Consider the following 26,200-nt stretch of genomic DNA (forward strand, 5'->3'; position numbering starts at 1 on the left):
GAACTGCTCGTTCGACATGATCTGCAGGCCCGGACGGGCCAGCTCGGCGCGCATCAGCAGCGCCATCACGCCGCCGATCAGGAAGAACGCGAACGAGGTGACCAGATAGAGCGTGCCGATCGTCTTGTGGTCCGTGGTCGTCAGCCACTTGATCACGACGTTACCGGGCTGCTTGCGCCTGACCGGCAGCTCGTTCTCGTACGAGTCCTCAGCTGCCGCGGCACCCTGGGGTTCGTTGAGGATGCTCACAGGTTGTTCGTCTCCCGGTTCTTCTCGTGGCTCGTCTGCGCGATGCCGGCGGGAATGTAACCGGTCTGCCCCTTCTTGGCGAGGTCCTTGAGGTGCTGCTGGTAGCGCTCGGGGGAGACGACCTTCACGTTGAACAGCATCCGGGAGTGGTCGACGCCGCAGAGCTCCGCGCACTTGCCGAGGAAGGTGCCCTCCTTGTTGGGGGTCACCTCGAAGGCGTTGGTGTGGCCCGGGATGACGTCCTGCTTCATCAGGAACGGCACCACCCAGAAGGAGTGGATGACGTCACGCGAGGTCAGGACGAAGCGAACCTTCTGCCCCTTGGGGAGCCAGAGGGTCGGGCCGGGGTTGCCCGTCTGCGGGTTCCGGGTGCCCGGGGTACCGACGTCGTAGACACCGCCGGCGTTGGCCGGGAAGGCGTCCTTGAACCGGTCCGGAATGGCGGACAGGTTCGGGTCGGTCTTGGCGTTGCCGGACGAGCCGGGAACGTTCTCGATGTAGTTGAAGCCCCAGCTCCACTGGAAGCCGACCACGTTGACCGTGACGTCGGGCTTCTTGGAGAGACTGAGGAGCTTCGTCTCGTCCCGGGCCGTGAAGTAGAACAGCACCGAGATGATGATGATCGGGACCACCGTGTAAAGGGCCTCGATCGGCATGTTGTACCGGGTCTGCGGAGGAACCTCGACCTTGGTGCGGCTGCGCCGGTGGAACATGGCGCTCCACAGGATCAGGCCCCACACCAGCACGCCGACGGCGAGCGCAGCCGCCCAGGAACCCTGCCACAGGGAGAGGATCCGCGGAGCCTCTTCCGTGGTCGGGGTGGGCATACCAAGGCGGGGGAAGTCTTCCCAGTTGTACGAGCAACCGGTGGCTGTCGCCAGGACCAGGCCCGCGGTCAGTGCCTGCAGCAGCTTCCGCCGCATCGGGCGCCGCGGCGAGCGGTCGGAGCCGTTGGGACTCACGTAGCGCCTTCCCGAGAGTCTCGCCCGCGCTGTACGGCTGCGGCCTTCTCGCTGGTCGGTCGCCGCCCTGCGTCGGGCAGGGGTTTGGATGTTTATGCGGACCAAACCCTAGCCGACGCTCTCCGAGGGTTCGCGGGGAGGGTGCCATACGCGCCGCCGGTCACTCCTTCAGGTCGGGAACGGGTGCCTATTGGCTCGGGTTGTCGCGGTTTGGCCGGCGGGTGCGGGTACGTCGTGGCTGGTCGCGCAGCGCGGCGCAGCCGCGGACGGACACCGTCCCGCGCCCCCCGGTCCGCCGGCCGGCGTTCTACCGTTGCCGTGTGGCTTACTTCGACGCGGCCTCCGCCGCTCCCCTCCACCCCGTCGCCCGGCAGGCGCTGTTGGCCTCCCTCGATGACGGGTGGGCCGATCCGGCCCGGCTCCACCGGGAGGGGCGGAAGGCGCGGATGCTGCTCGACGCGGCCCGGGAGGCGGTGGCCGAGGCCCTGGGGTGCCGGGCCGACGAGGTGGTGTTCGGGTCCTCCGGGACATGGGCCGTACACACGGGTGCGGCCGGGGCGTTGGCCGGGCGGCGGCGGGTGGGGCGCCACCTGATCGTGTCAGCCGTCGAACACTCTTCGGTCCTCCATTCGGCTGACGCGTTCGAGGCGGCGGGCGGCTCGGTCCACCGGGTGGCCGTGAACCGGGCCGGGGCGGTGGATCCGTCGGCCTACGCCGCCGCGCTCCGGCCGGACACCGCTCTGGCCTGCCTCCAGTCGGCCAACCACGAGGTCGGGACCGTGCAGCCGGTGGCGGAGGTGGCCGAGGCCTGCCGGGCGACCGGGGTGCCGTTGCTGGTGGACGCGGCGCAGTCGCTGGCGTGGGGGCCGGTCGAGGGCGACTGGTCGCTGCTGGCGGGCAGCGCGCACAAGTGGGGCGGGCCCCCGGGCGTCGGGCTGCTGGCCGTGCGCAAGGGGGTGCGGTTCGCGCCGCAAGGGCCGGTGGACGAACGGGAATCGGGGCGGGCGCCCGGGTTCGAGAACCTGCCGGCAATCGTGGCGGCCGCGGCCTCCCTGCGGGCGGTGCGGGCCGAGGCGGCCCAGGAGGCGCTGCGGCTGCGGGAGCTGACGGAGCGGATCCGGGCCCGGGTGCCGGGGCTGGTGCCGGACGTGGAGGTGGTGGGCGATCCGGAGGCGCGGCTGCCCGGGATCGTCACCTTCTCTTGTCTGTATGTCGACGGAGAGGCCCTGCTGCACGAGTTGGACCGGGAGGGCTTCTCGGTGTCGTCCGGGTCCTCCTGCACCAGCAGCACGCTGACGCCCAGCCATGTGCTGAGGGCGATGGGCGTGCTGAGCGAGGGGAACGTGCGCGTGTCGCTGCCGGCGGGCACGGCGGAGGAGGACGTGGAGCGGTTCCTGGAGGTGCTGCCCGGCGTGGTGGCGGGCGTCAGGGAGAAGCTGGGGGCCCCGGCGGCCGCGCCCGCGACGGCCGTACGGGCCGAGGAACTGGTCGTCGACTCCCTCGGCAGGCGCTGCCCGATCCCGGTCATCGACCTGGCGAGGGCCTTCGGCGGCGTGCCGGTGGGCGGGACGGTCCGGGTCCTGTCGGACGACGAGGCGGCCCGCCTGGACATTCCGGCGTGGTGCGAGATGCGGGGCCAGGAGTACCTGGGCGAGGAGCCCGCGGAACGGGGCTCGGCCTATCTGGTCCGCCGGGTGAGCTGACGAGGGGGCGGGCGGCCCGCCCCCTCTCCGGTGGGCGCTCAGCTCAGGTGGGCGCTCAGCTCAGGTGGGCGCGCACCTCTTCGGCCGCGTCGTGCCCGTACGCCTTGGTGAAGCGGTCCATGAAGTGGCCCCGGCGGAGCTGGTACTCCTGGGTGCCGACCGTCTCGATGACGAGCGTCGCCAGCATGCAGCCGACCTGCGCCGCGCGCTCCATGGAGACACCCCAGGCCAGACCGGACAGGAAGCCGGCCCGGAAGGCGTCGCCGACGCCCGTGGGGTCGGCCTTGCGCTCCTCCTCCGCGCAGCCGACCTCGATCGGGTCCTCGCCGGCCCGCTCGACGCGGACGCCGCGCGAACCGAGGGTGGTGATGCGGTGGCCGACCTTGGCCAGGATCTCCGCGTCCGACCAGCCCGTCTTGGACTCGATCAGGCCCTTCTCGTACTCGTTGGAGAACAGGTACGTCGCGCCGTCCAGCAGTATCCGGATCTCCTCGCCCTCCATGCGGGCGATCTGCTGGGAGAAGTCGGCGGCGAACGGGATGTTCCGGGACCGGCACTCCTCCGTGTGGCGGAGCATGGCCTCCGGGTCGTCGGCGCCGATCAGGACCAGGTCGAGGCCGCCCACGCGGTCGGCGACGGTCTTCAGCTCGATGAGCCGGGCCTCGCTCATCGCGCCGGTGTAGAAGGAGCCGATCTGGTTGTGGTCGGCGTCGGTGGTGCACACGAAGCGGGCGGTGTGCAGGGTCTCGGAGATCCGGACCGACTCGGTGTCCACGCCGTGGCGGTCCAGCCAGGACCGGTACTCGTCGAAGTCGAAGCCGGCGGCACCGGCGAGGATCGGCCTCGTGCCGAGCTGGCCCATGCCGAAGGCGATGTTGGCGCCGACGCCGCCCCGGCGGACGTCCAGGTTGTCGACCAGGAAGGAGAGCGAGACCGTGTGCAGCTGGTCCGCGACGAACTGGTCGGCGAAACGGCCGGGGAAGGTCATGAGGTGGTCGGTGGCGATGGAGCCGGTGACTGCGATGCGCACGGCGTGGACTCTCCTGTGGAGTTAAGAGGGGGCGCGCGATAGCGCTCGTTGGAAGAGGCTGACAGTTCACGCTACCCGGTTGGCGCGGGTCGCTGAAGCAGGCAAAACTACCTGATAGTAGGTCTTTCTTCGTCGCTCCCACGTGCATACGGTGCCGCCATGACGAACCTCAAGGTCCACACGTCCGCTCCGGCCGACTTCGAAGGTGATCTCGCCTCGCTGCGCGGGGACTGCGCCCGGATGGCCCCGCACTGGGCGCCGCCGCGGCACGCCGGCTCCCGTCCGGTGCCGCCGTCGCGGATCCACGGGGTGACGGTACCGGCGCGCTCCGCGCGGCTGCTGGACGCGATGTCGGACTACGGCGACTGAGCCGGGGCGCGCGGGCGGGAACCGTGCGCTCCCCTGGCACGTCCCATCGGCGTTCCCCCTGCGGGGGACGCGGGACACGAGCCAGCGAGGAGCGATGCGGTGAACACCGAGCGACCCGAGAACCCCGAGGACCCGAGGGACTCCGCCGAGCCGGAGGTCTCCGGTGGCGGGACGGCCGGGACCGGCGAGGCGGCGGACGGCGCGGCCGGTGAGACCCGCGCCGCGGCCGGCGCGGACACCGGTGACGCCCGTACGGAGCCCGGCGCGGACGCCGGTGAAGCGGACCCGGCGGCCGGCGGGGACGGCGGCGAATGGGCCCGGCGGAGCCGTTCGCGGGTGGTGATCGTCTCGGTGGCCGCGGCGGTTCTGCTGGCCGGTGGCGGGGGCGCTTACCTCGCCGCCGCCGGCGCCGGTTCCGGCCACCGCGCGGACGCCGGCGCTTCCGGCGGGGGCGCGACCCCCTCCCCGCTCCGGCTGGACGGCTGGACGCGGGGCGGTACGGGGGGCATCGCGCCCGGCGAGCCGAATCCGTACGGCGCGACCTACGTGGCGGTGGGCGACCTGCCGGACGGCCCCGGGTCGGCCCCGGTGTACGACCCCGGGGGTGAGGTCGGCAGGGAGCGGGTGGCCCGGCTGGCCGCGGCGCTCGGCGTCGACGGAGCGGCGGTGGCCGAGGGCCGCGCCTGGCGGGTCGGCGGGAAGGACGGAACCGGGCCGGTGCTGCGGGTGAACCGGGACGCGCCGGGCGACTGGACCTTCAGCCGGTACGCGCCCGGCACCGACGACTGCCGGAAGGTGACCGTCTGCGCCCACGATCCGGCCGCTCCGGCCGCCGACCCGGTGAGCGTGGCCGCCGCCGAGAAGGCCGCCGCGCCGGTGCTGAAGGCGCTCGGCCAGGACGACGCGAAGATCGACGCGAGCCGGGTCATGGGCGCGCAGCGGGTGGTCGACGCCGATCCGGTGGTGGGCGGTCTGCCCACCTACGGGCTCACGACCGGCCTGACGGTGGACGCCAAGGGCGGACTGGCCGGCGGTCACGGGCAGCTGGCGACGCCGGTCAAGGGCGACACGTACCCGGTGCTGGGCGCGGCCGGGACGCTGGAGCTGATGAACAGGGGGCCGAAGAGCACGCACCGCATGGGGATCGGCGGCTGCGCCAGCCCGATGCCGCTGAAGGACCGTGACGAGCAGCCGTGCGGCGGGTCGACGTCGGTGCCCGGGGCGGCGGACCGGGTGAAGGTGGAGAAGGCGGTGTTCGGGCTGGCCGCCCGCTCGTCCGGCGGCCGTCAGGTGCTGGTGCCGGCGTGGCTGTTCGAGGTGCGGGGCTCGACCGCGGGCGGTGCGTTCACGGTGGCGTACCCGGCCGTCGACCCGAAGTACCTGGTGGAACAGTCGCCGGCCGTCGAACCCGGCGCGCCGGACTCACCGGACTCGCCGGGCGGGTCGGTGCCCCCGAAGCCGGGCACGACGACCAGGAACGTGAAGGCGGACGGCTACCGCGTCGACGGCCGTGAGCTGACTGTGCGCTTCACGGGCGGGGTGTGCTCGCAGTACCGGGCGGCGGCGAAGGAGAGCGCGGGCCGGGTGACGGTGACGGTGACGGAGAGCTCGCGCAAGGGCGAGATGTGCGTCGCCATGGGCAAGCTGTACGCGAAGACCGTGCGTCTCGACGCGCCGCTCGGCGGCCGCGAGGTGGTCGGCGCCGACGGCCGGCGGCTCCCCGAGGTGAAGCGGGCGGAGCCGGGCACGGACGCCCGCTAGGACCCCGCACGCCACGGACACGCACGAAGCGGCGGCCCCCCGCGGAGGGGGCCGCCGCTTCGTCCGTCAGGCCGTGGCCGGTTCAGCTGAAGGAGTCGCCGCAGGCGCAGGAGCCCGTCGCGTTCGGGTTGTCGATCGTGAAGCCCTGCTTCTCGATCGTGTCCACGAAGTCGACGGTGGCGCCGCCGAGGTACGGAGCGCTCATGCGGTCGGTGACGACCTTGACCCCGCCGAAGTCCTTCACCACGTCGCCGTCGAGCGAGCGCTCGTCGAAGAAGAGCTGGTAGCGCAGGCCGGAGCAGCCGCCGGGCTGGACGGCGACACGCAGGGCGAGGTCGTCGCGGCCTTCCTGGTCGAGCAGGGCCTTGACCTTCGACGCGGCGGCGTCGGTCAGGATGATGCCGTCGGTGACGGTGGTGGTCTCGTCCGATACGGACATCTACATCTCTCCCGGGTTGTACGGAGACTGCTTGCCGACGAGTGCAACCGGCGTTTCCGCGGATTCATTCCGGGCCGGGCATTCGCGTGGTCGCGTTTCTGGTTGTCTCTTCATGCTCGCACACGCGCGTGGACACGGACAGCGGCCCGTGGAGCGACCCGGGCGGGATTCACGTCACATGGACACTATGGCCGTCGTCAAAGTGACGTGAAGCGGCTATGATAGATAGCGTCAGTTAGACGAAAAGTAGAAAGGGTGCGTGTCGTGACCACCGCCCAGACCCAGGAGCTCGACGTACAGCCGACTCCGCTCGCCCTGCTGCTGCTCGGCCGCGAGGCCGACCCGAAGAGCGAGCGGGGTGTCGAGTGCCCCGGCGACCTGCCCTCGCCGTCCGACCCGGACCTGGTGGCGCGTGCCCGCGCGGCCAAGGAGAAGCTCGGGGACAAGGTCTTCGTGCTCGGCCACCACTACCAGCGCGACGAGGTCATCCAGTTCGCGGACGTCACGGGCGACTCCTTCAAGCTGGCCCGCGACGCGGCCGCGCGCCCGGAGGCCGAGTACATCGTCTTCTGCGGTGTGCACTTCATGGCCGAGTCGGCGGACATCCTGACGTCCGACGACCAGAAGGTGGTCCTGCCCGACCTGGCGGCCGGCTGCTCCATGGCCGACATGGCCACCGCCGAGCAGGTCGCCGAGTGCTGGGACGTGCTGACCGAGGCGGGCGTGGCCGACCAGGTGGTGCCCGTCTCGTACATGAACTCCTCGGCGGACATCAAGGCGTTCACCGGCAGGCACGGCGGCACCATCTGCACCTCGTCCAACGCCAAGCGGGCCCTGGACTGGGCCTTCGAGCAGGGCGAGAAGGTGCTCTTCCTGCCGGACCAGCACCTGGGCCGCAACACCGCGGTACGGGACATGGGCATGTCCCTGGACGACTGCGTGCTCTACAACCCGCACAAGCCGAACGGCGGGCTGACCGCCGAGGAGCTGCGCGCCGCGAAGATGATCCTGTGGCGCGGTCACTGCTCGGTGCACGGCCGCTTCAGCCTGGACTCGGTGAACGACGTGCGCGAGCGCATCCCGGGCGTGAACGTCCTGGTCCACCCCGAGTGCCGGCACGAGGTCGTGGCCGCGGCCGACCACGTCGGCTCGACGGAGTACATCATCAAGGCCCTGGAGGCCGCTCCCGCCGGTTCCAAGTGGGCCATCGGCACCGAGCTGAACCTGGTCCGCCGCCTGGCGAACCGTTTCGCTCCCGAGGGCAAGGAGATCGTCTTCCTCGACAAGACGGTCTGCTTCTGCTCGACCATGAACCGCATCGACCTGCCCCACCTGGTCTGGGCCCTGGAGTCCCTGGCGGAGGGCAACCTGGTCAACCGGATCGAGGTCGACCAGGAGACGGAGGCGTTCGCCAAGCTCGCCCTGGAGCGGATGCTGGCGCTGCCGTAACGGTTCACCGGAAACACGGCGGGGCCCGGTCCACGGAGTACGTGGACCGGGCCCCGCCGTTCGCTCACACGCCCGCGGGCTCCAGCGCCTCGGGCTCGGGCTCCCGCTTGGCCGCCTTCTTCCGCGCGCGCCGCTCCTTGCGGAGTTCGAGCATCGCGTAGAGCGTCGGGACCAGGAGGAGGGTCAGCAGGGTCGAGCTGATCAGGCCGCCGATGACGACCACCGCCAGCGGCTGGGCGATGAAGCCGCCCTCGCCGGTGACGCCCAGGGCCATCGGGAGCAGGGCGAAGATGGTCGCCAGCGCCGTCATGAGGATCGGGCGCAGCCGGTGCCGGCCACCCTCGATCACGGCCTCCACGACCCCGTGGCCCTGCCTGCGGTACTGGTTGATCAGGTCGATCAGCACGATCGCGTTCGTCACCACGATGCCGATCAGCATCAGCATGCCGATCATGGCCGGGACGCCCATCGGGGTGCCCGTGGCCACCAGCAGGCCGATCGCGCCCGTGGCCGCGAACGGGACCGACACCAGCAGGATCAGCGGCTGGACCAGCGAGCGGAACGTCGCCACCAGCAGCATGAAGACGATCGCGATCGCCGCCAGCATGGCCAGGCCCAGGTTCTTGAACGCGTCGTCCTGGTCGGAGGAGACACCGCCGATCTCGGCCCTCGCGCCCGCCGGGAGCTTCAGGTCCTTGATCCGCGACTGGAGCTGGGCGCTGACCGCGCCGGTGTTGTCCCCGGTCGGCCGGGCCGTGACGGTCGCGGCGCGCTGACCGTCGATGCGGGTCATCGACACCGGGCCGTCCACCACCTTCACGGTGGCGATGTCACCGAGCTTCACCGGGCCGAGGCGCAGCGCCTTGAGCTGGGCGAGGGTGGTGGCGGGCTTCGCCGACCTCACGACGACGTCGCGCTCGGTGTCGTCGAGGACCGCCTTGGCGGCCGTCGTGCCGCGCACCGCCTGTGCCACGGCGGCGCCCAGCTTCTGGTCGTCGAACCCGGCCGCCGCCGCCCTGGAGTCGGCCGTGACCGAGATCCGCGGCACGCTCTGGGCCAGGTCGCTGGTGACGTCGGTGACGTCGTCCAGACCGGCCACGGTGGAGCGGACCCGGTCGGCGGCCTCGCGCAGCGCCCCGGCGTCGGAGGCCTTCACCACGACGCGGAGGTCCTGGCTGCCGAAGCCGTCACCGGCGGACACCGTGGTCGTACCGATGCCGTCGAGCTTCTTCAGGCCGTCCTCGAGGTGCTTCTGCACGTCGGCGTAGGACGCCGAGTCCTTCAGCATGACCTGGTACGACGCCTGGTTGGTGTCGGTGCCGCCGCCGAAGGCCGCCATGAAGCCGGAGGAGCCGACGGTGACCTGGTAGTCCTTGACGCCGTCGGTGGCGGCGAGCAGCTTCTCCAGCTTCCTCGCCTGCGCGTCCGTGGCCGCGAGGCTGGTGCCCGGCTTCAGCTTCTGCTTGACCGTCAGCACCTCCTGCTCGCCCTGGTCGAAGAAGTTCGTCTTCAGCAGTCCGGACATGCCGAACGTGACGACCAGGACGGCCACCGCGATCAGCACGCTGGTGAGCCGGCGGCGGGTGGCGAAGCGCAGGACGGGGACGTAGAAGCGCTGGAGGCGGCTCTTCGCCTCCTTCTCCTCGGCCAGCCGGCGCGCCTCGTCGGCGTCCTCGGGCGTGCCCTTGGGCGCGCGCAGGAACCAGAACGACAGCACCGGCACGACCGTCAGCGACACCAGCAGCGAGGCGAGCAGGGCCGCCGTCACGGTGATGCTGAACGAGCCGAACAGGGCACCCACCATGCCGCCGACCAGGCCGATCGGCAGGAACACGGCGACCGTGGTGAGGGTCGAGGAGGTGACCGCGCCGGCCACCTCGCGCACCGCGTCGAGGATGGCCTCCCGGCGCTCCTCGCCGTAGCCGAGGTGCCGCTTGATGTTCTCCAGGACCACGATCGAGTCGTCGACGACCCGGCCGATGGCGATGGTCAGCGCGCCGAGCGTGAGCATGTTCAGCGACAGGCCGCGCGTCCACAGCACGATGAGCGCGAGGACCACCGACAGCGGGATGGACACCGCCGTGACCAGCGTCGAGCGGACCGACGCCAGGAACACCAGGATGATCAGGACCGCGAAGAGCAGTCCCAGCGCGCCCTCCGTCGTCAGGCCCTTGATGGACTTGGACACGGCCGGGCCCTGGTCGCTGACGACGGTGAGCTCGGCACCCGAGCCGAGGTCCGCCCGCAGGCCGGGCAGCTTGTCCTGGACCGCGTTCGAGATGGAGACCGCGCTGCCGTCGTGGTCCATGGTGACGTTGACGGCGAGGCTGGGCCGGCCGTCGGTGCGGGTGATGGAGTCCGCCGGGGCCGGCCGCTGCTTCACGGTGGCCACGTCTGCGAGGCGCACGGACTCGTCCACGCCCTCGCCGCCGACCCTGAGGTCCTGGATCTGCTTCAGCGAGGTGAAGCCGCCGCCGACCTGGACGGTGCGGTTGGCGCCGTCCTCGTCGAAGGAGCCGGCCGGCACGGTCGCGCCGCCCGCCTGCAGGGCCTGGCCGAGGGCGGCGGAGGTGAGCCCCGCCTTCGCCAGCTTCGCGTCGTTCGGGGTGACGGCGACCTGCAGGTCCCGCGCGCCGGTGACCTGGACGCGGCCGACGCCGTCGATGTCCTTCAGGGCCGGTACGACGGTGGTGTCGAGCTGGTCGGCGAGGGCCTGCTGGTCCTTGCCGGAGGTGACGGCGAGGACCACGGTCGGCATGTCGTCCGTGGAGCCGGAGACGACCTGCGGGTCGACGTCGTCCGGGAGCTGGTTACGGGCCCGGTTGACGGCCTGCTGGACGTCGGAGACGAGCCGCTTGGTGTCGTTGCCGTAGTCGAAGGACGCCATGATCACGGCGTTGCCCTCGCTGGCGGTGGAGGTGACTGCGGTGACACCGTCGACGCCCTGGAGGTTGTTCTCGATGGGCTCGACGACCTGCTTCTCGACGACGTCGGGCGAGGCACCCTGGTACGGCGCGATCACCGACACCATGGGCAGTTCGATGGTGGGCAGCAGTTGCTGCTTGATCTGCGGTATCGCGATCAGCCCGAAGACGAGCGCGATGAGCGACATCAGGCCGATCAGGGCCCGTTGGGCGAGGCTGAATCTCGACAGCCAGGACATGGGTCAGGGGTCTCTCTTCTGTGAGCGGCAGAAGCTGCTGCGGGGCGCGGATGAACGCCACCCCACCACCTTGGGCCATGCCGGACGCCGGTTCCGTAACCCCCAGGTCCATTTCCTTATCCGGTGCCTACTCCCCGCGCAGTACACGCGGGTGGAGATCAGTCCGTCCTCGGACGTACCAGGCCCGACTCGTACGCGATGACGACGAGCTGCGCCCGGTCCCGCGCGCCCAGCTTGGCCATGGCCCGGTTGACGTGCGTCTTCACGGTCAGCGGGCTGACCTCGAGGCGTTCGGCGATCTCGTCGTTGGAGTGGCCGCCGGCGACCTGCACCAGGACCTCGCGCTCCCGGCCGGTGAGCGCGGCGAGCCGCTCGGAGCGGGCGGGGTCGCGGCCGTCGTCGTCGCCCTGGGCGAGGAAGCGGGCGATCAGGCCCTTGGTGGCGGCCGGGGAGAGCAGCGCCTCGCCGCCCGCGGCGACCCGGATCGCGTTCAGCAGTTCCTCGGGTTCGCTGCCCTTGCCGAGGAAGCCGGAGGCGCCGGCGCGCAGCGACTGCACCACGTAGTCGTCGACCTCGAAGGTGGTCAGTATGACCACGCGGACCTGGGTGAGGGCGGGGTCGGCGCTGATCAGGCGGGTGGCGGCGAGGCCGTCGGTGCCGGGCATGCGGATGTCCATGAGGACGACGTCGGCGCCGCGCTCCTTGGCCAGCCGGACCGCCTCGGCGCCGTCGGAGGCCTCGCCCACCACCTCCATGTCGGGCTCGGAGTCGACCAGCACGCGGAACGCGCTGCGCAGCAGCGCCTGGTCGTCGGCGAGCAGGACACGGATCGTCATGCGGTCTCCCCCGTAGCCGTCGTGCGGGTCGCGACCGGCAGGATCGCATGGACGCGGAAGCCGCCGCCGTAGCGGGGCCCGGTGGTGAGGGTGCCGCCGACGGCGGTGACCCGCTCCCGCATGCCGAGCAGCCCGTGGCCGCCGCCGTCCCCGGGCGCACCGCCCGCGCCGGCGCCGTCGTCGACCACGGTGACCTCGATGTTCCCGCCGACGCGTACGACGCTGACCTCGGCCCTGACCTCGGTGCCCGCGTGCTTGCGGACGTTGGTCAGGGCCTCCTGGATGCACCGGTAGGCGGCGAGGTCCACGGCGGCCGGGAGTTCGGTGCCGTGGTCGGTGCGGGCGACCTCCACCGGGAGTCCGGCGCTGCGGAAGGTGCCGGCGAGTTCGTCGAGCCGGCTGAGGCCGGGGGCGGGCTCGGTGGGTGCCTCGGGGTCGCCGGACTGGCGCAGCAGACCGACGGTGGCGCGCAGTTCGTCGAGCGCGCTGCGGCTGGCCTCGCGGACGTGGGCGAGCGCCTCCTTGGCCTGGTCGGGCCGCCGGTCCATGACGTGCGCGGCGACGCCGGCCTGCACGTTGACCAGCGCGATGTGGTGGGCGACGACGTCGTGCAGGTCGCGGGCGATGCGCAGCCGCTCCTCGGCGACCCGGCGGCGGGCCTCCTCCTCACGCGTCCGCTCGGCGCGTTCGGCGCGCTCCCGGATCGCCTGCACGACCGCGCGACGGCTGCGCACAGCGTCCCCGGCGGTGGCGCCGATGCCGGTCCAGGCGAGCAGGCCGAGGTTCTCCTGGGCGTACCAGGGCAGGGGGCCGGCGAGCATCGCGGCGGCGGTCAGCACGGTCATGGTGAGCAGGCCGACGCGCAAGGTGGTGGTGCGGTCGGTGGTCGCGGCGACCGTGTACAGGGCGACCACGGCGGCCATCGCGACCGGGGCGCGCGGGTCTCCGGTGAGACACTCGACCAGGGAGATGGTGCCGGTGACGGCGAGGACGCCCTTCGGGAAGCGGCGGCGCAGGACCAGCGCGGCGGCGGCGAGGAACATCAGGACCAGGCCGAGCGGGTCCGGGGTGCGGACGCCCCAGGTGACGCCGTTCGCGCCGTGGGGCACCGCGAAGGAGCCGGCGATCATGCACGCCAGCACGCCCGCCGCGATGGCCGCGTCCAGCGCGAGGGGGTGGGCCTTGAGGCTGCACCGGGCCCGTTCGAGTGTGCTCACCCGCTGAACAGTACGGGGCCGGACGGAGGGCCGGAACACGGCGAGGCGCGGCTCACCCGCCGCCGGCCGTCGACAGGTGTTCGCGGCGTGTACGACGGCCGGACGCCCGGCGTTGGCCGTACATGATCAACCTTCTCGACGGCATTCCCGCCGGCCCGGCCGGATGCCTCCTGTCGACGAAAGGCAGCCCGCTGTGCGCGCTTCCTCGCTCTGGCCCGCCGCGGCCCTCGCCCTCGCCTCGGCCGCGGCCCCGGTCACGCCCGCGCAGGCCGTCACCTACGGCACGCCCACCATCGGACTGTCGTCCGCCCACCTGTCCGGCGCGGTCGGCGCCACGGGTGACCCGACGGTCGCGGTGACCGTCGCGCAGAGCGGCGCGGACGCCTCCGCGCTGACGGTGACGGCCACGAAGAGCAGCCGCACCGCCGTGGCGGCCACCTCCGACGTGCGGGTCACGGGCAGCGGCGCCGCCCGCACCCTCTCGGTCACCGCGCACGCGCAGGGCTACGCCGACCTCACGCTGAAGGTGACGGGGCTCGGCGGCAGGACGGCCACCACGACCCTGCACTACGCGGCCTCCCCCGCCGTCCAGCGCCCGGCCGACACCCGCTACCTGACCGGTGCCTCGGACGCCTCCGCCGCCGTGGACGTCGGCGGCGGCTACGTCGTGGTGGGCAACGACGAGGACAACACGCTGCGCCTGTACGACGGCTCGGCCTCCGGCGCCCCGGTGCGGACCTGGGACCTCGGCGGTGCGCTGGGCGCGGACAAGGAGGTCGACATCGAGGGCGCGGCGCGCGTCGGCGACACGGTCTACTGGACGGGTTCGCTGGGCAACAACAAGGACGGCGTGTACAAGGCGGACCGCGACACCGTCTTCACCACCACCGTCTCCGGGTCGGGCGCCGCCACCCGGCTCACCTTCGGCACCGCCGGGCACCGGCTGCGCGACGACCTGGTGGCCTGGGACCGGGCGAACGGCGACCGGTACGGCTTCGCCGCGGCCACGGCGGACGGGCAGACCCCGAAGCAGGTGGACGGCTTCAACGTGGAGGGCCTGGAGTTCGCGCCGGGCTCCACCACCACCGCCTACGTCGGCTTCCGCGCCCCGCTGGTGCCGCCGGTGTCGGGCGGCAGGGCGCTGATCGTGCCGGTGACCAACATGGACCAGGTGGTCAAGGGCGCCCGGGCGACCGTCGGCACGCCGATCGAACTGGACTTCGGCGGTCTGTCCGTGCGGGACCTGCGCCGCGACGACAAGGGGCGGTTCCTGGTCCTGGCCGGCTCCTGGGCGGCCGACGACAACAGCGACCCGTACGCCCTGTACACCTGGGACGGCGTGGCCGGGCACCAACCGGTGAAGAAGCTGGACCTGCCCACCTCGGACGCGGGCGGCTGGGAGTCCGTCGTGTCGGTGCCCGACCTGGACGCCTCCGGCGCCCGGGTGCAGCTGATCACCGACGACGGGTCCGCCGATCTCTACGGCGACGGCACCGAGGCGAAGGACCTCACCCACCCGGAGTGGCAGAAGTCCCGCTCCACCTGGTTCCCGCTGGGCTGACCGGTGCGGACCGGCCCCGGGGCTCCCGGCCCCGGGGCTCTCCGCTGCCCGGGGCCGCCACCGGCCGGCACGCGAGCGGGTTCAGCCCGGGATCAGGCCGTCGTCGCCGAGCAGGTCCCGGACCTCCTCCAGCGTGGCGTCCGGGGACGGGAGGATCAGGTCCGAGGGTTCCAGGGCATCGTCCGGGAGCGGTGCGCCGAGGCGGCGGACGGCGTCCAGCAGGGTGGAGAGCGTGCGGCGGAAGCCCGCCTCGTCGCCGCCCTGCATCTCCGCGAGCAGTTCGTCGTCCAGCTTGTTCAGCTCGGCGAAGTGGACGTCGTCCAGCTTCACCTGCCCCTCCCCCATGATCCGTACGATCACGTCGGCCTCCTCGGCTCGGGGTCCCGGCGCCGGACTACTGCTTGTCGAAGCGCGGGGTGTCCTGCGGCTGCTGCTGGGACTGCGCCTGGCCGGTGCCGCCCTCGATGGCCTGCTGCGGGGAGCCGCCGGCCAGCTCGGCCTTCATGCGCTGCAGTTCCAGCTCTACATCCGTACCACCGGAGAGCCGGTCCAGCTCGGCCTGGATGTCGTCCTTGGCCATGCCGGACGGGTCGTCGAGGGCGCCCGAGGCGAGCAGTTCGTCGATGGCGCCGGCCCGGGCCTGGAGCTGGGCGGTCTTGTCCTCGGCGCGCTGGATGGCGAGGCCGACGTCGCCCATCTCCTCGGAGATGCCCGAGAACGCCTCACCGATGCGGGTCTGGGCCTGGGCGGCGGTGTAGGTGGCCTTGATGGTCTCCTTCTTCGTACGGAAGGCGTCCACCTTGGCCTGCAGCCGCTGGGCCGCGAGGGTGAGCTTCTCCTCCTCGCCCTGGAGGGTGGAGTGCTGCGTCTCGAGGTCGGTGACCTGCTGCTGGAGGGCGGCGCGGCGGGACAGCGCCTCGCGGGCCAGGTCCTCACGGCCGAGCGCGAGCGCCTTGCGGCCCTGGTCCTCCAGCTTGGTGGACTGCTGCTGCAGCTGGTTGAGCTGGAGTTCCAGGCGCTTGCGGGAGGTCGCGACGTCGGCGACCCCGCGGCGCACCTTCTGCAGCAGCTCGAGCTGCTTCTGGTACGAGTAATCGAGGGTCTCGCGCGGGTCCTCGGCCCGGTCAAGGGCCTTGTTCGCCTTCGCGCGGAAGATCATCCCCATACGCTTCATGACACCGCTCATGGGCTTCGCGCGCCCCCTTCTGACGGACTCCAGCTCACCGATCCAGCGACAGAACCCACAGTACGGGCCCTGACTCCATTACCGCACTGTTCGGGGACCGATGCGCTCATCCCCAAGGACGACTGCGGGCCCCGCCACTCCGGCGTGAGGAGTAGGTGATCCCCGGGGCGGGCCGCTCGGGCCCTTCCGGTGACCTCCTGGTGTAGCGTCCGCGTCGTCCCCTCTGTCCCCCTACAGACGTCCGGTGTTGCCGGATCGTTCCCGGCCGGGCTGGGGTCCATGCCGGTGCAGCCCGTACCCTTGGGTTTTGTGTTCCGTAGCCGTGCCAAGGAAGAGAAGGCGTCCGCCGACAAGGCGGCCGTGAACTTCTCCAAGCAGCCCCGTGACCCGCAGGCCCCCAAGGGCAGGCCCACTCCCAAGCGCAGTGAGGCCCAGTCCCAGCGCCGCAGCGTCGCCAACACGCCGACGACCCGCAAGGACGCCGCCAAGCGTCAGCGCGAGGAGCGCCGCCAGGCGCTGGACCGGCAGCGCCAGGCCCTGGCCGGCGGTGACGAGCGCTACCTGCCGGCCCGCGACAAGGGCCCGGTCCGCCGGTTCGCGCGCGACTGGGTGGACTCGCGGTTCAACATGGCGGAGTTCTTCCTCCCGTTCGCCGTGGTGATCCTGGTGCTGAGCGTGGTGCGGGTGCCGTCGATCCAGGCGCTGGCGCTGTGGCTGTGGGCCGTGGTGATCGTGCTGATCGTGGTGGACGCGGTGATCAGCGGCTTCCGGCTGAAGAAGCGGCTCGCCGAGCGCTTCCCCGACCAGAACCGCCGGGGCGCGGTGGCCTACGGTCTGATGCGCTCGCTCCAGATGCGCCGGCTCCGGCTGCCGAAGCCGCAGGTCAAGCGCGGAGAGCGGCCCTGAGCGCAGACGCCTTCACCGGGGGTGCGGCCGAGGCCCGGCTGAACAAGCTGGGCGGGCTGCGTGATGTCGTACGACAGGAGCTGGTCGCCCGGCAGCTCGACGAGCAGATAGCCGGGCGGTTCCCGGTCGGGCAGCGGCTGCGGGTGCTCGACGTGGGGATGGGCCAGGGCACGCAGGCGCTGCGGCTGGCCCGGCTCGGTCACCAGGTGACGGGGGTCGAGCAGGACGCGACGATGATCGCGGCCGCGCGCCGGTCCCTGGCGGGGGAGCCCGAGGGCATCCGCGAGCGGGTCCGTCTGGTGCAGGGCGACGGCCGGGACACCGGGGTGCACTTCCTGCCCGGCAGCTTCGACGTGGTGCTGTGCCACGGCGTACTGATGTACGTGGAGGAGCCCGATCCGCTGGTGGCGGGCCTGGCCCGGATGCTGGCGCCCGGCGGACTGCTGTCGCTCCTGGTGCGCAACGGCGACGCGCTCGCCATGCGGCCGGGTCTGTCCGGCGACTGGCAGGGCGCGGTGGCCGCCTTCGGCGCCACCTCCCACCGCCCCCGTGCTCGAACTGACTCGAACGGGGGGACCCCCATCCGCTTCGGCCTCGACGTACGGGCCGACCGGCTGTCGGCCCTCACCGCCACCCTGGCCGGCATCGCCGCCCCGCTGCACGCCTGGTACGGCGTACGGGTCTTCACCGACACGGCGGCGGACGACGCGGAGATACCGGACGACCTGCAGAGCCTGCTGGCGGCCGAGGAACGGGCCGGGCGCACCGATCCCTACCGCTCGGTCGCGGCGCTGCTGCATCTGTGCGGGGTGCGCGGCTAGGTCGTGTCCGCAAAGTCGCGTCGTTCGCCCGCAACGCAGGCGTGACTTTGCGGACACGACCCAGGGGAGACGCCCCCCAGGGCAGGACACGGCCGTCACCGCCGGCGGTGTCGGGGTCCGTTCGGGCGTATCGGGCGCGCCCGGGGCGTTCCCCGTGGGAACACTCGGTGCATGGACGGTTCCCTTGCCCGTGCCCGTCGAAGGGGCGCGCGTGTCCCCGTGCTGGTCTGTGCGGTGCTGCTCGTGGCCGGGTGCACGGCGTCCGCGACGCCGGCGGAGCGGCCCGGCGCGTCCGACCGGGCGGCACTCCCGCTGGCGCTGGACGACGTGCAGGGCCGGTACCTGAAGGTGATCCAGGAGGTCCTGCCGTCGGTCGTGCAGATCCGGGCGAGCCGTGATCTGGGTTCCGGGGTGGTGTACGACGGCCAGGGGCACATCGTCACCAACGCGCACGTGGTCGGGTCCGAGAAGACCTTCCGGGTGACCACGGCCAACAGCGAGGAGCCGCTCACCGCGAGCCTGGTGTACTCCTATCCCGAGCAGGACCTCGCGGTGATCAGGCTGGACCGGGTGCCGGCCGGGCTGCGGGCGGCGGTGTTCGGGGACTCCGGGACGGTGCGGGTCGGCCACATGGTGCTGGCCATGGGCTCGCCGCTCGGGCTGTCGTCCAGCGTGACCCAGGGCATCGTCTCGGCGACCGGACGGACCGTCAGCGAGGGCGGCTCGGACGGCGGTACGGGCGCCACCATCGCGAACATGGTGCAGACGTCGGCCGCCATCAATCCGGGCAACAGCGGTGGCGCGCTGGTGAATCTCGACGGGCAGGTCATCGGTATCCCGACGCTCGCCGCGTCCGATCCGGACCTCGGTGGCGGCGCGGCCCCCGGTATCGGTTTCGCCATCCCCGCGTCGATGGTGCGCACCGTCGCCGACCAGATCGTCAGGCACGGCAAGGTCGTCGACTCGGGGCGGGCCGCGCTGGGCGTCACCGTGCGGGGCGTCGTGGACGACGGCTACCGGCCCGCCGGGGTCGCGGTGGTGACCGTGGGCGACGGCGGCGCGGCCGCGCGGGCGGGTCTGCGGCCCGGCGACGTGATCACCCGGGTGGACCGCACCCCGGTCACCTCCGCCACCGAGCTCGCCGAAGCCCTGGCGGCCCGGCGGCCGGGGCAGCGCACCCCGGTGACCTTCCAGCGCGACGGCGCGGCGAAGACCGTGGAGGTGACACTGGGTGAGCAGTGAGGAGGGTGGCGGCAGGTCCCTCCTCACTCCCCGGCCGGCTTACGACGCCTCGGCGTGCAGGCTCATCGGGCCGTAGATCTCGCTGGTCTCCTCGAACAGGCGTACCTGGTCGGCGCCGCCCTCCTCCAGGGCCTTCCAGTGCTCACCGATCCAGGACTCGGCGTCCCCCTGGGTGGTGAACTCCTCCGGCTGCACCGCGGGCTGGACCTCCGTCCCGTCGGCCTTCTCGAACCGCCACGTCCATGCCGTCATATGGGCCTCCTCTGATCCAACTCTGCCCCGGAAGACTAGCCGGAAGCGCAAGACCTGCTGGGACGGGTGAAAATCGGTCCGTGGAAGTCACTCTGCTCGGCACCGGTACCCCGGCGGGGCTGCCCCGCCCCGACTGCCCCTGCGCCGTCTGCGCGACCGCGCTGGGCCCTGACGCGCGGGCGGCCACCGCGCTGCTCGTGGACGGGGCCCTGCTGCTCGACCTGACACCCGGCGCGGCGTTCGCGGCCGCGCGCTCCGGGCATTCGCTGGGCGGGGTGCGGCAGGTGCTGCTGTCGCACCCGCACGACGGACCGGCGGTGGAGGTGCCGGCCGGGGTGCCGCAGCCCGGCCGGGTGCCGGACGGGCGGGAGTTGGCGCTGCTGACGGGGCATCGGGTGCGGGCCGTGGCGATGGACGCGGGCGGCACCGGCTACGCGGTGACCGGTCCGGACGGGCAGCGGCTGCTGTACCTGCCGCCGGGCGGGGCTCCGGCCGGTCTGGAGGAGGCGACGGCGGAGTCGTACCAGATGGTCCTCGCCGACGTCGTGGGACGCCCGGACGCGCTGGCCCGGCTGCGGGCGGTGGGCTCCGTGGACCCGACGACGGACGTCGTCGCCGTGCACCTCGACCACGACGTGCCGCAGGGCGCCGAGCTGCGGCGGCGACTCGCGGCGGCGGGGGCGCGGGCGGTCCCGGACGGTACGACGCTGATGGTCGGGGCCTACGAGGAGGTGCCGGACGTGCCACGCCGGACGCTGGTGCTCGGCGGGGCGCGCTCGGGCAAGTCGGTGGAGGCCGAACGGCGTCTGGAGGCCTTTCCCGACGTGCTCTACGTGGCCACGGGCGGGACGCGCGGCGGGGACACCGAGTGGGCGGCGCGGGTGGCCGTGCACCGGGAGCGGCGGCCGGGCTCGTGGCGTACGGCGGAGACGACGGACCTGCTGCCGCTGCTGGCCGAGGACGGGCCGCCGGTGCTGATCGACTGTCTGTCGCTGTGGCTGACGGACGTCATGGACTCCGTCGGGGCGTGGGACGACGCGGAGTGGGCCGGGGGCGGGGAGAAGGCGTTGCGGGAGCGGGTGCGGGAGCTGACGGCGGCGGTGCGGGGCGCCCGGCGGACCGTGGTCGCGGTGTCCAACGAGGTGGGGTCGGGGATCGTGCCGGCGACCGCCTCCGGGCGGCGGTACCGGGATGAACTGGGCCGGCTGAACGCGGCGTTCGCCGGTGAGTGCGAGCAGGTTCTGCTGGTCGTGGCCGGACAGGCTCTGGTGCTCCGGGGCTGAGCGGCCGTGGCCGCGGGGCGGGCGTGCGTGCCCCGCGGCGACGGGGCTACCCGTTCTTGCGCGCCACGAGGCGGTAGGCGTTGGAGAAGGGGGTGTGGCGGGTCAGCGGGGCGAGGGTGTGGTCCAGGGCCCAGGCCAGGTCGGTCAGCGGGGCCGCCGCGGCTCGCAGCAGGGGGTGGCTGTGGGACGCGGCCAGGGTGAGGGCCGCTGACAGGTCGTAGGGGGCGTGGGGGGCGCTGCGATCGGTGACGAGGACCGTGCAGCCCTGCCGTTCCAGTTCCGTGCGGAGGTTGGCCAGGGGCAGCAGGTGCAGGTGGCGGGGCTGGCCGTAGGACCACCACCAGCGGCCGAGGAGCGCGGCGAACACGCAGCGCGGATCCGGTACTTCGACGACGAGGTGACCGCCGGGACGCAGGACGGTGAGGGCGGCGCGGAGTTCCGCGCGCGGCTCCGGGGCGTGCTGCAGGTGGTGGAACATGCTGACCACGTCGTAGCGGGCGCGCAGGCGGGCCGCCGTGCCGGGGGTGCTCAGGTAGCCGCGGTGGGCCTCCTCGACCCGGCCGTCCAGCAGGGCCTGTTCGACGCGGGCGGTCGGGTCCAGGCCGTCGAAGCTGGTGTAGGGGAAGAACTCCCTGGCCGCCTCGGGGAAATGGGCGTGTCCCGTGCCCACGTCGAGCCAGCTCTCCGGGTCGGGCAGCGCCGACAGCGCGCGGGCCGCGGCGCGGTGGCGGCGGCGGACGGTGCGGGTGGAGCGCAGGCGCCCGGCGAACTCCTCGAGCTGCCGCTCGTAGAAGTCCCGGTGGTAGAAGACGAAGCCCTCCGCCGTGAGCCGGGGGTTCTGGAAGACGTGCGCGCAGTCGCCGCACTCGTCGAGGGTGTGGCTGCCCGGCCGGTGCCGCAGCGGGTCGGGGGCGCGCACCCGGGTCCGCAGGTGCCGGGAACCGCACCAGGGGCAGTCCTCGCGGCGTGGTTCCAGGAAGGGGTCGTTGGGCTCGGTGACCTGCGTGGTGGAGAGCGAGGGCTGCATGGACGGCTCCCAGGGCGACATTCCGCGGCAAACCGGAACGTATGGGATACCGATCCCGGGTGCAAAGACGTCGTCACCGCGTGGTGGCGATGTGGCGCCTGAGTGTTCGTCCGCTGCCGGTACTGTTCGGCGAATGAGCAGCCTTGAACTGGACGACTTCACCGATCTGATCGAGCGCCCGGACGGGGGCGTTCGCCGTGACGCCGAGGCCCGGCGCGAGCGCCAGATCGTGCCGCCCGGGGCGCTCGGGCGGCTGGACGAGCTGGGCGAGTGGCTGTCCGCCGCGCAGGGCACCGTCCCGGTACGGCCGGTGGAGCGGCCGCGCGTGGTGCTCTTCGCCGGTGATCACGGAGTCGCGGAACTCGGCGTCTCCGCACGGCCGGCGGGCGGCGCCGAGGAGCTGGTGCGGGCGGTGCTGGAGGGCGGCAGCCCGGTGGCGGTGCTCGCGCGCCGGCTGGACGTCCCGGTGCGCGTGGTGGACATGGCGCTGGACTGCCCGCCGGAGGCCTTCCCGGCCGACGTCGTGCGGCACCGGGTGCGGCGCGGCAGCGGACGCATCGACATCGAGGACGCGCTCACCGCGGACGAGGCGGAGGCGGCGTTCCGGGCGGGTGTGGCGGTCGCCGACGAGGAGGCAGACTCGGGGACCGATCTGGTGGTGCTCGGCGACGTGAGCGTGGGCGGGACCACGGCCGCCGCGGTGCTGATCGCGGCGCTGTGCGGGACCGACGCCTCCGTGGTGACCGGGCGGGGCGGGCTGGCGGTCGACGACCTGGCGTGGATGCGCAAGTGCGCGGCGATCCGGGACGCGCTGCGGCGGGCCCGGCCGGTCCTCGGGGACCAGTTGCAGCTCCTCGCCGCCGTCGGCGGCGCCGATCTGGCCGCGATGACCGGGTTCCTGCTGCAGTGCGCCGTGCGCAAGCTGCCGGTGATCCTGGACGGCGTGGTGTCCGCCGCGTGCGCGCTGGTCGCCCAGCGGGTCGCGTTCCGCGCGCCGGACTGGTGGCTGGCCGGGCACGACAGCGGGGAGCCGGGGCAGGCCAAGGCGCTGGACCGGATGGCACTGGAGCCGCTGCTGGAGCAGGGCGTGAAGGTCGGCGAAGGGGTGGGGGCGCTGCTGTCGCTGCCGCTGGTCCGGGCCGCCGCCGCGCTGGCCGCCGAGCTGCCCGAGAAGGCGGAGCCGGAGACGGACGAGAAGGCCGAGCCGGAGGAGTCGGAGGCGGACACGAAGGCCGAGTCGGAGGCGGACGCGAAGACGGGGCCGGAGAAGGAGTAGCCGGGCGCGGTCGGCTGCACGGTTCGCGACAAGGGCACACATATGATCCCCTCTCATGGGAGATGCCCGAAATGCCGTGGAGCAGCAGGCCGAGCCGGGGCGACGGTACGGCGGTGCCTCCCGTCGGGCCGCCGCGTTCGCCGTCTGGTACCTGCGGGCCGTCGCCTTCGTCAACTTCCTGAGCGCGGTGTGGGTTTCGCTGGGGCAGGACGTGCGCCGGCACAACCAGGAGAACCTCTTCACGCCGTACCTGCTCACCGCGGGCTTCGCCTCGGGCGTGTTCACCACGTTCCTGGCCATCACCATGCGGCGGCGCAAGCGGGCCGCCTGGATCCTGAACCTGGTGCTGAGCGGTTCGTTCCTGGCCCTGTTCGCCTTCGCCATGGCGTTCCCGGAGATCCGGCGGTACGCGCAGAACTGGATCTCCCTGGGGCTCACGGCCGTCTTCACCGGGGCCCTGCTGGCCGGCCGGCGGGAGTTCTACGCCAAGGGTGACCGGTCGAACCCGCGGCTGGCCGCCACCGTGGCGGTGGGCGGCGGCCTGCTGGCCTCGCTGCTGGCCGGAGCACTGGTCACGGTCACCAATCAGGCCCCGGACGCGGCCCGTTCGACGTTCCTGGAGCGCTGGCACTACGGCACCCTGCGGCTGATCTCGGTGGCCGCCGACGAGAGCCGCTTCCCCGGGATCGACCCGCCCAACTGGGCCAACGTGGCGGTCAACGTGCTCAGCACGGTGCTGGTCCTGGCCGTCTTCTACGCCGCCTTCCGCTCCCGGCGGGCCGTGGACCCGCTCACCGAGGACGACGAGAAGCGGCTGCGGGCGCTGCTGGAGCGGCACGGGGAGCGGGACTCGCTCGGCTACTTCGCGCTGCGCCGGGAGAAGAGCGTGGTGTGGTCGCCGACCGGGAAGGCGGCCGTGGCCTATCGCGTCGTCGGCGGGGTGAGCCTCGCCTCCGGCGATCCGCTCGGCGATCCGGAGGCGTGGCCCGGCGCCATCGCGCCGTGGCTGACCGAGGCGCGGGCGCACGGGTGGATCCCGGCCGTGATGGGGGCGAGCGAGGAGGCGGGGACGGTCTACGCCCGGCACGGCCTGGACGCGCTGGAACTCGGTGACGAGGCGATCGTGGAGGTCGCCGAGTTCACCCTGGAGGGGCGGGCGATGCGCACCGTCCGGCAGGCGTACAACCGGGTGCGGCGGGCCGGGTACCGGGTGCGGATCCGGCGGCACGAGGACATCCCGGCGGCGGAGATGGCGTACCTCGTGGAGCGTGCCGACGACTGGCGGGACGGGGCCACCGAACGGGGTTTCAGCATGGCGCTGGGACGGCTCGCGGACCCCGAGGACGGCCGGTGCGTGATGCTGGAGTGCACGGACGCCGAGGGCGGGCTGCGGGCGGTGCTCTCCTTCGTGCCCTGGGGACCGCACGGGCTGTCCCTCGACCTCATGCGGCGGGACCGGGACTCCGACAACGGGCTGATGGAGTTCATGGTCATCGAGCTGCTGCGGCGGTCCCGGGAGATCGGGATCACCCAGGTCTCGCTGAACTTCGCGATGTTCCGCTCGGTCTTCGAACGTGGCGCGCGCCTCGGTGCCGGTCCGGTGCTGAGGCTGTGGCGGTCGCTGCTCAGCTTCTTCTCCCGCTGGTGGCAGATCGAGTCGCTGTACCGCGCCAACGCCAAGTACCGGCCCATCTGGGAACCGCGGTTCCTGCTCTTCGAGAAGAGCGCGGACCTGCTGCGCATCGGCCTCGCGTCGGCGCGCGCGGAGGGGTTTCTGGAGGCACCGCCGGGGCTGCCGAAGTGGCTGCACCGCAGGCATCTGGAGACGCACCGATGAGGAACGCCTGATGGAGAGGCTCGCCCGCTGGGCCCGCGCCGAGTGGGGGCCGCTGTACGCCGCCGTGCGCGCCCGCGTGCGCGAACGGCGGCTGCGGGCGGCGCCGATGACGGCGGGGGCGGTGTGCCTGACCGCGCTGCTGCAGTACGCGCAGAACCAGCCGTGGGGCTACCGGCTGGTTCAGGACGCGGGCGCGGTGCGGGCGGAGGACCCGCTGTGGCAGGCGCTGTCACGCACCCCGCTGTCGCTGTTCGTGCCGGCCCTGGACCTGCCCGTATGGGGGGCGCTCGCGCAGGTCCTGTTCGTGTTCGGGATCGCCGAGATCTGTCTCGGCCGGTGGCGCGCGCTCGCGGTCGCGTACGTCGCCACGCTCGCCGGGACGCTGTACGCGCGGATCGGCATCGCCCTGGGCCCGCACGCGCCGTTCGGTCTGCCCGCCTCGGACGCCCTGGTGGTGGACACCGGCCCCTCGGCGGCCGTGGTCGGCCTCGCCGTGTACGTGGCCTGGCGGTACGGCGCCCATGTCACGGTCGGCGCGGTGACCTCGGCGATGGTGGTCGAGGTGCTGCTGAAGGAGAACCTGGCCGGCAAGGAGCACCTGGCCGCGCTGATGGGCGTCGGCGCCCTCTGCCTGGCCGCGGCCCTGCGCCACCGCCGCGCCGGCCGCCTCCTGCCCGCCGCACCCCCCGAGCCCGGCGCCGCCCCGCCCCCGCTCCGCCCCTGAACACCGCGCCGGACCCCGGCCGGCGGCGAACGTCCCGGCGGTCACCGGGCCGCGTCCCGTTTCGCGCGCGAGGCGCTCAGTGCGGACCGGGCAGGCGGGTCGGGCGGGGGTCGGGTTTGCCGCCGATCCAGTCCTGGACGGCGCGGCGCGGGCCGGACCAGCGGCGGTCGTGGCGGTAGGCGCGCAGGGCGGCCTTGGCGCGGGCGCGGGGGCGGCGGCGGTAGAAGCGGCGGGCCCACAGGGAGCCGGGGCGGGCCAGCCGGACCGCGCCGACGAGCGCGACCAGCGGCACGATCACGCCGAAGACCGCGATGCGGGCCTTGCCCTTGCTCAGGGCGATCAGCGCGAAGAGGAAGTTCATGGCGATGGTGCTGATGACGCTCCCCCGGTCCTGCAGCTCCTGCTCGGACAGGTCGTTGACGCCGAACGGCACGAAGCCGGCGAGCAGCAGGCCCACCAGGGCGGCGGTGAGGACGACCGCCTCGACGCTCTTGCGGCCCTCGGCCGTCCAGTAGACGTCGTCGAGGTGCAGGATCAGCGCGAACTCGTCCAGGACGAGCCCCGCGCCCACCCCGAAGACCACGGCGGCGATCGCCCCGCCGGTGCTGTTCCGGTAGCCGGCGACCGCGCCGAAGCCGCCGACGACGGTGAGCACCACCCCGGGGACCACGTGGTGGATGTGCAGCCCGCCCGCCTCGACGTTCCCGAACGGGCCCCTGCCGGCCCGGATCAGCCGCGTGATGACCCGGGTGACGACGAAGGTCAGCACGAAGGCGGAGAGGGCGAGCAGCAGAGGGAGCTTGCCCGGCTCCAGGATGTTCCGCTCCCACCAGTGCCCCATGTGCGCACATTACCCGGAATTACCCCATCGCTCAGTGCCGTTCGCCCGATCACCCCGCCGGGCGCC

At 72.9% G+C, this 26,200-nt stretch carries 23 protein-coding genes and 1 pseudogene; 12 read left to right on the forward strand and 12 right to left on the reverse strand.

Annotated features, from left to right (window positions below):
* Both ACWCPN_RS00005 and ctaC read right to left on the reverse strand, forming a co-directional pair.
* A pseudogene (locus ACWCPN_RS00005) lies at positions 1 to 249 on the reverse strand (cytochrome ubiquinol oxidase subunit I); the annotation flags it as partial.
* Positions 246 to 1,211, reverse strand: coding sequence for an aa3-type cytochrome oxidase subunit II (ctaC, locus tag ACWCPN_RS00010; protein WP_451201304.1), 966 nt, complete (start codon positions 1,209 to 1,211; stop codon positions 246 to 248). The gene ctaC and the pseudogene ACWCPN_RS00005, both read right to left, overlap by 4 nt.
* 320 nt (positions 1,212 to 1,531) lie before the next feature.
* Between ctaC and ACWCPN_RS00015 the strand changes: the two genes are divergently transcribed.
* Positions 1,532 to 2,914, forward strand: coding sequence for an aminotransferase class V-fold PLP-dependent enzyme (locus ACWCPN_RS00015; protein WP_451201306.1), 1,383 nt, complete (start codon positions 1,532 to 1,534; stop codon positions 2,912 to 2,914).
* Between the two features lie 55 nt (positions 2,915 to 2,969).
* On the opposite strand, the gene ACWCPN_RS00020 is transcribed toward ACWCPN_RS00015, so the two are convergent.
* Positions 2,970 to 3,944, reverse strand: coding sequence for a carbohydrate kinase family protein (locus tag ACWCPN_RS00020; protein ID WP_199210252.1), 975 nt, complete (start codon positions 3,942 to 3,944; stop codon positions 2,970 to 2,972).
* A gap of 159 nt (positions 3,945 to 4,103) precedes the next feature.
* Here ACWCPN_RS00020 and ACWCPN_RS00025 point away from each other — a divergent pair, with 159 nt between their 5' ends.
* Positions 4,104 to 4,313, forward strand: coding sequence for a hypothetical protein (locus ACWCPN_RS00025; protein ID WP_451201308.1), 210 nt, complete (start codon positions 4,104 to 4,106; stop codon positions 4,311 to 4,313).
* Between the two features lie 99 nt (positions 4,314 to 4,412).
* Positions 4,413 to 6,074, forward strand: coding sequence for a hypothetical protein (locus ACWCPN_RS00030; RefSeq protein WP_451201309.1), 1,662 nt, complete (start codon positions 4,413 to 4,415; stop codon positions 6,072 to 6,074).
* Positions 6,075 to 6,156: 82 nt separating this feature from the next.
* Here the strand turns inward: ACWCPN_RS00030 and ACWCPN_RS00035 are convergent, their stop codons facing one another.
* Complete coding sequence (locus ACWCPN_RS00035) at positions 6,157 to 6,513, reverse strand: HesB/IscA family protein (RefSeq protein WP_061919812.1); 357 nt, start codon at positions 6,511 to 6,513, stop codon at positions 6,157 to 6,159.
* Positions 6,514 to 6,777: 264 nt separating this feature from the next.
* Between ACWCPN_RS00035 and nadA the strand changes: the two genes are divergently transcribed.
* Positions 6,778 to 7,962: a quinolinate synthase NadA gene (nadA, locus tag ACWCPN_RS00040; RefSeq protein WP_451201310.1), complete on the forward strand. Its 1,185-nt coding sequence runs from the start codon at positions 6,778 to 6,780 to the stop codon at positions 7,960 to 7,962.
* A 64-nt stretch (positions 7,963 to 8,026) separates the two neighbouring features.
* Here the strand turns inward: nadA and ACWCPN_RS00045 are convergent, their stop codons facing one another.
* From ACWCPN_RS00045 to ACWCPN_RS00055, 3 genes are all read right to left on the reverse strand, one after another.
* Positions 8,027 to 11,125 carry an efflux RND transporter permease subunit gene (locus tag ACWCPN_RS00045; protein WP_451201311.1) on the reverse strand — a complete coding sequence of 1,033 codons (3,099 nt, stop codon included), beginning with the start codon at positions 11,123 to 11,125 and terminating at the stop codon, positions 8,027 to 8,029.
* Positions 11,126 to 11,283: 158 nt separating this feature from the next.
* A complete protein-coding gene (locus ACWCPN_RS00050) occupies positions 11,284 to 11,961 on the reverse strand; it encodes a response regulator (RefSeq protein ID WP_451201313.1) in 678 nt (225 codons plus the stop codon).
* The gene (locus ACWCPN_RS00055) at positions 11,958 to 13,178 is read right to left on the reverse strand and encodes a sensor histidine kinase (protein WP_365130536.1); all 1,221 of its coding nucleotides are present in this window, start codon (positions 13,176 to 13,178) and stop codon (positions 11,958 to 11,960) included. Before ACWCPN_RS00055 ends, ACWCPN_RS00050 begins: the two co-directional genes overlap by 4 nt.
* Before the next feature lie 193 nt (positions 13,179 to 13,371).
* On the opposite strand from ACWCPN_RS00055, the gene ACWCPN_RS00060 reads away from it, so the two are divergent.
* Positions 13,372 to 14,739, forward strand: a complete 1,368-nt coding sequence (locus ACWCPN_RS00060; RefSeq protein ID WP_451201315.1) for a hypothetical protein — start codon at positions 13,372 to 13,374, stop codon at positions 14,737 to 14,739.
* An 81-nt stretch (positions 14,740 to 14,820) separates the two neighbouring features.
* On the opposite strand, the gene pspAA is transcribed toward ACWCPN_RS00060, so the two are convergent.
* Positions 14,821 to 15,099, reverse strand: a complete 279-nt coding sequence (gene pspAA / locus ACWCPN_RS00065; RefSeq protein WP_451201317.1) for a PspA-associated protein PspAA — start codon at positions 15,097 to 15,099, stop codon at positions 14,821 to 14,823.
* A gap of 34 nt (positions 15,100 to 15,133) precedes the next feature.
* Positions 15,134 to 15,925, reverse strand: coding sequence for a PspA/IM30 family protein (locus ACWCPN_RS00070; RefSeq protein WP_199210260.1), 792 nt, complete (start codon positions 15,923 to 15,925; stop codon positions 15,134 to 15,136).
* 279 nt (positions 15,926 to 16,204) lie between these two features.
* Here ACWCPN_RS00070 and ACWCPN_RS00075 point away from each other — a divergent pair, with 279 nt between their 5' ends.
* The 3 genes from ACWCPN_RS00075 (at position 16,205) to ACWCPN_RS00085 (ending at position 18,894) form a co-directional block, all read left to right on the forward strand.
* Positions 16,205 to 16,831, forward strand: a complete 627-nt coding sequence (locus tag ACWCPN_RS00075; RefSeq protein WP_199210261.1) for a DUF3043 domain-containing protein — start codon at positions 16,205 to 16,207, stop codon at positions 16,829 to 16,831.
* Between the two features lie 80 nt (positions 16,832 to 16,911).
* A complete protein-coding gene (locus ACWCPN_RS00080; protein ID WP_451202257.1) occupies positions 16,912 to 17,652 on the forward strand; it encodes a class I SAM-dependent methyltransferase in 741 nt (246 codons plus the stop codon).
* Between the two features lie 171 nt (positions 17,653 to 17,823).
* Positions 17,824 to 18,894 (forward strand): S1C family serine protease, encoded by a 1,071-nt coding sequence (locus ACWCPN_RS00085; RefSeq protein ID WP_451201319.1) that lies wholly within the window; start codon positions 17,824 to 17,826, stop codon positions 18,892 to 18,894.
* 39 nt (positions 18,895 to 18,933) lie between these two features.
* Here ACWCPN_RS00085 and ACWCPN_RS00090 read toward each other — a convergent pair whose 3' ends face one another.
* Entirely contained in the window at positions 18,934 to 19,146 is a 213-nt protein-coding gene (locus ACWCPN_RS00090; protein WP_199210263.1) for a hypothetical protein, read from the reverse strand.
* Positions 19,147 to 19,226: 80 nt separating this feature from the next.
* On the opposite strand from ACWCPN_RS00090, the gene ACWCPN_RS00095 reads away from it, so the two are divergent.
* Positions 19,227 to 20,429, forward strand: a complete 1,203-nt coding sequence (locus tag ACWCPN_RS00095) for a bifunctional adenosylcobinamide kinase/adenosylcobinamide-phosphate guanylyltransferase (protein ID WP_451201321.1) — start codon at positions 19,227 to 19,229, stop codon at positions 20,427 to 20,429.
* A gap of 46 nt (positions 20,430 to 20,475) precedes the next feature.
* Here ACWCPN_RS00095 and ACWCPN_RS00100 read toward each other — a convergent pair whose 3' ends face one another.
* Positions 20,476 to 21,456: a class I SAM-dependent methyltransferase gene (locus ACWCPN_RS00100; protein ID WP_451201323.1), complete on the reverse strand. Its 981-nt coding sequence runs from the start codon at positions 21,454 to 21,456 to the stop codon at positions 20,476 to 20,478.
* A gap of 133 nt (positions 21,457 to 21,589) precedes the next feature.
* Between ACWCPN_RS00100 and cobT the strand changes: the two genes are divergently transcribed.
* From cobT to ACWCPN_RS00115, 3 genes are read left to right on the forward strand one after another with little or no spacing between them, the layout of a single operon-like run.
* Positions 21,590 to 22,732, forward strand: a complete 1,143-nt coding sequence (gene cobT, locus ACWCPN_RS00105; RefSeq protein ID WP_451201325.1) for a nicotinate-nucleotide--dimethylbenzimidazole phosphoribosyltransferase — start codon at positions 21,590 to 21,592, stop codon at positions 22,730 to 22,732.
* A 55-nt stretch (positions 22,733 to 22,787) separates the two neighbouring features.
* Positions 22,788 to 24,569: a phosphatidylglycerol lysyltransferase domain-containing protein gene (locus tag ACWCPN_RS00110; protein WP_451201326.1), complete on the forward strand. Its 1,782-nt coding sequence runs from the start codon at positions 22,788 to 22,790 to the stop codon at positions 24,567 to 24,569.
* Positions 24,570 to 24,579: 10 nt separating this feature from the next.
* Positions 24,580 to 25,293 (forward strand): hypothetical protein, encoded by a 714-nt coding sequence (locus tag ACWCPN_RS00115; protein WP_451201328.1) that lies wholly within the window; start codon positions 24,580 to 24,582, stop codon positions 25,291 to 25,293.
* Positions 25,294 to 25,369: 76 nt separating this feature from the next.
* On the opposite strand, the gene ACWCPN_RS00120 is transcribed toward ACWCPN_RS00115, so the two are convergent.
* Positions 25,370 to 26,134 (reverse strand): hypothetical protein, encoded by a 765-nt coding sequence (locus ACWCPN_RS00120; RefSeq protein WP_451201330.1) that lies wholly within the window; start codon positions 26,132 to 26,134, stop codon positions 25,370 to 25,372.
* Positions 26,135 to 26,200 lie beyond the last annotated feature (66 nt).

The organism is Streptomyces sp. NPDC002386, assembly GCF_053593175.1.

What these genes read in the sequence shown, in the direction of transcription:
- ACWCPN_RS00085 (WP_451201319.1), top strand. Translation starts at nt 17,824, where the DNA reads ATGGACGGTTCCCTTGCCCGTGCCCGTCGAAGGGGCGCGCGTGTCCCC.
- ACWCPN_RS00050 (WP_451201313.1), bottom strand. Translation starts at nt 11,961, where the DNA reads ATGACGATCCGTGTCCTGCTCGCCGACGACCAGGCGCTGCTGCGCAGC.
- ACWCPN_RS00115 (WP_451201328.1), top strand. Translation starts at nt 24,580, where the DNA reads ATGGAGAGGCTCGCCCGCTGGGCCCGCGCCGAGTGGGGGCCGCTGTAC.
- ACWCPN_RS00075 (WP_199210261.1), top strand. Translation starts at nt 16,205, where the DNA reads ATGCCGGTGCAGCCCGTACCCTTGGGTTTTGTGTTCCGTAGCCGTGCC.
- ACWCPN_RS00025 (WP_451201308.1), top strand. Translation starts at nt 4,104, where the DNA reads ATGACGAACCTCAAGGTCCACACGTCCGCTCCGGCCGACTTCGAAGGT.
- ACWCPN_RS00120 (WP_451201330.1), bottom strand. Translation starts at nt 26,134, where the DNA reads ATGGGGCACTGGTGGGAGCGGAACATCCTGGAGCCGGGCAAGCTCCCT.
- cobT (WP_451201325.1), top strand. Translation starts at nt 21,590, where the DNA reads ATGAGCAGCCTTGAACTGGACGACTTCACCGATCTGATCGAGCGCCCG.
- ACWCPN_RS00070 (WP_199210260.1), bottom strand. Translation starts at nt 15,925, where the DNA reads ATGAGCGGTGTCATGAAGCGTATGGGGATGATCTTCCGCGCGAAGGCG.
- ACWCPN_RS00045 (WP_451201311.1), bottom strand. Translation starts at nt 11,125, where the DNA reads ATGTCCTGGCTGTCGAGATTCAGCCTCGCCCAACGGGCCCTGATCGGC.
- ACWCPN_RS00110 (WP_451201326.1), top strand. Translation starts at nt 22,788, where the DNA reads ATGGGAGATGCCCGAAATGCCGTGGAGCAGCAGGCCGAGCCGGGGCGA.
- ACWCPN_RS00100 (WP_451201323.1), bottom strand. Translation starts at nt 21,456, where the DNA reads ATGCAGCCCTCGCTCTCCACCACGCAGGTCACCGAGCCCAACGACCCC.
- ACWCPN_RS00090 (WP_199210263.1), bottom strand. Translation starts at nt 19,146, where the DNA reads ATGACGGCATGGACGTGGCGGTTCGAGAAGGCCGACGGGACGGAGGTC.
- ACWCPN_RS00035 (WP_061919812.1), bottom strand. Translation starts at nt 6,513, where the DNA reads ATGTCCGTATCGGACGAGACCACCACCGTCACCGACGGCATCATCCTG.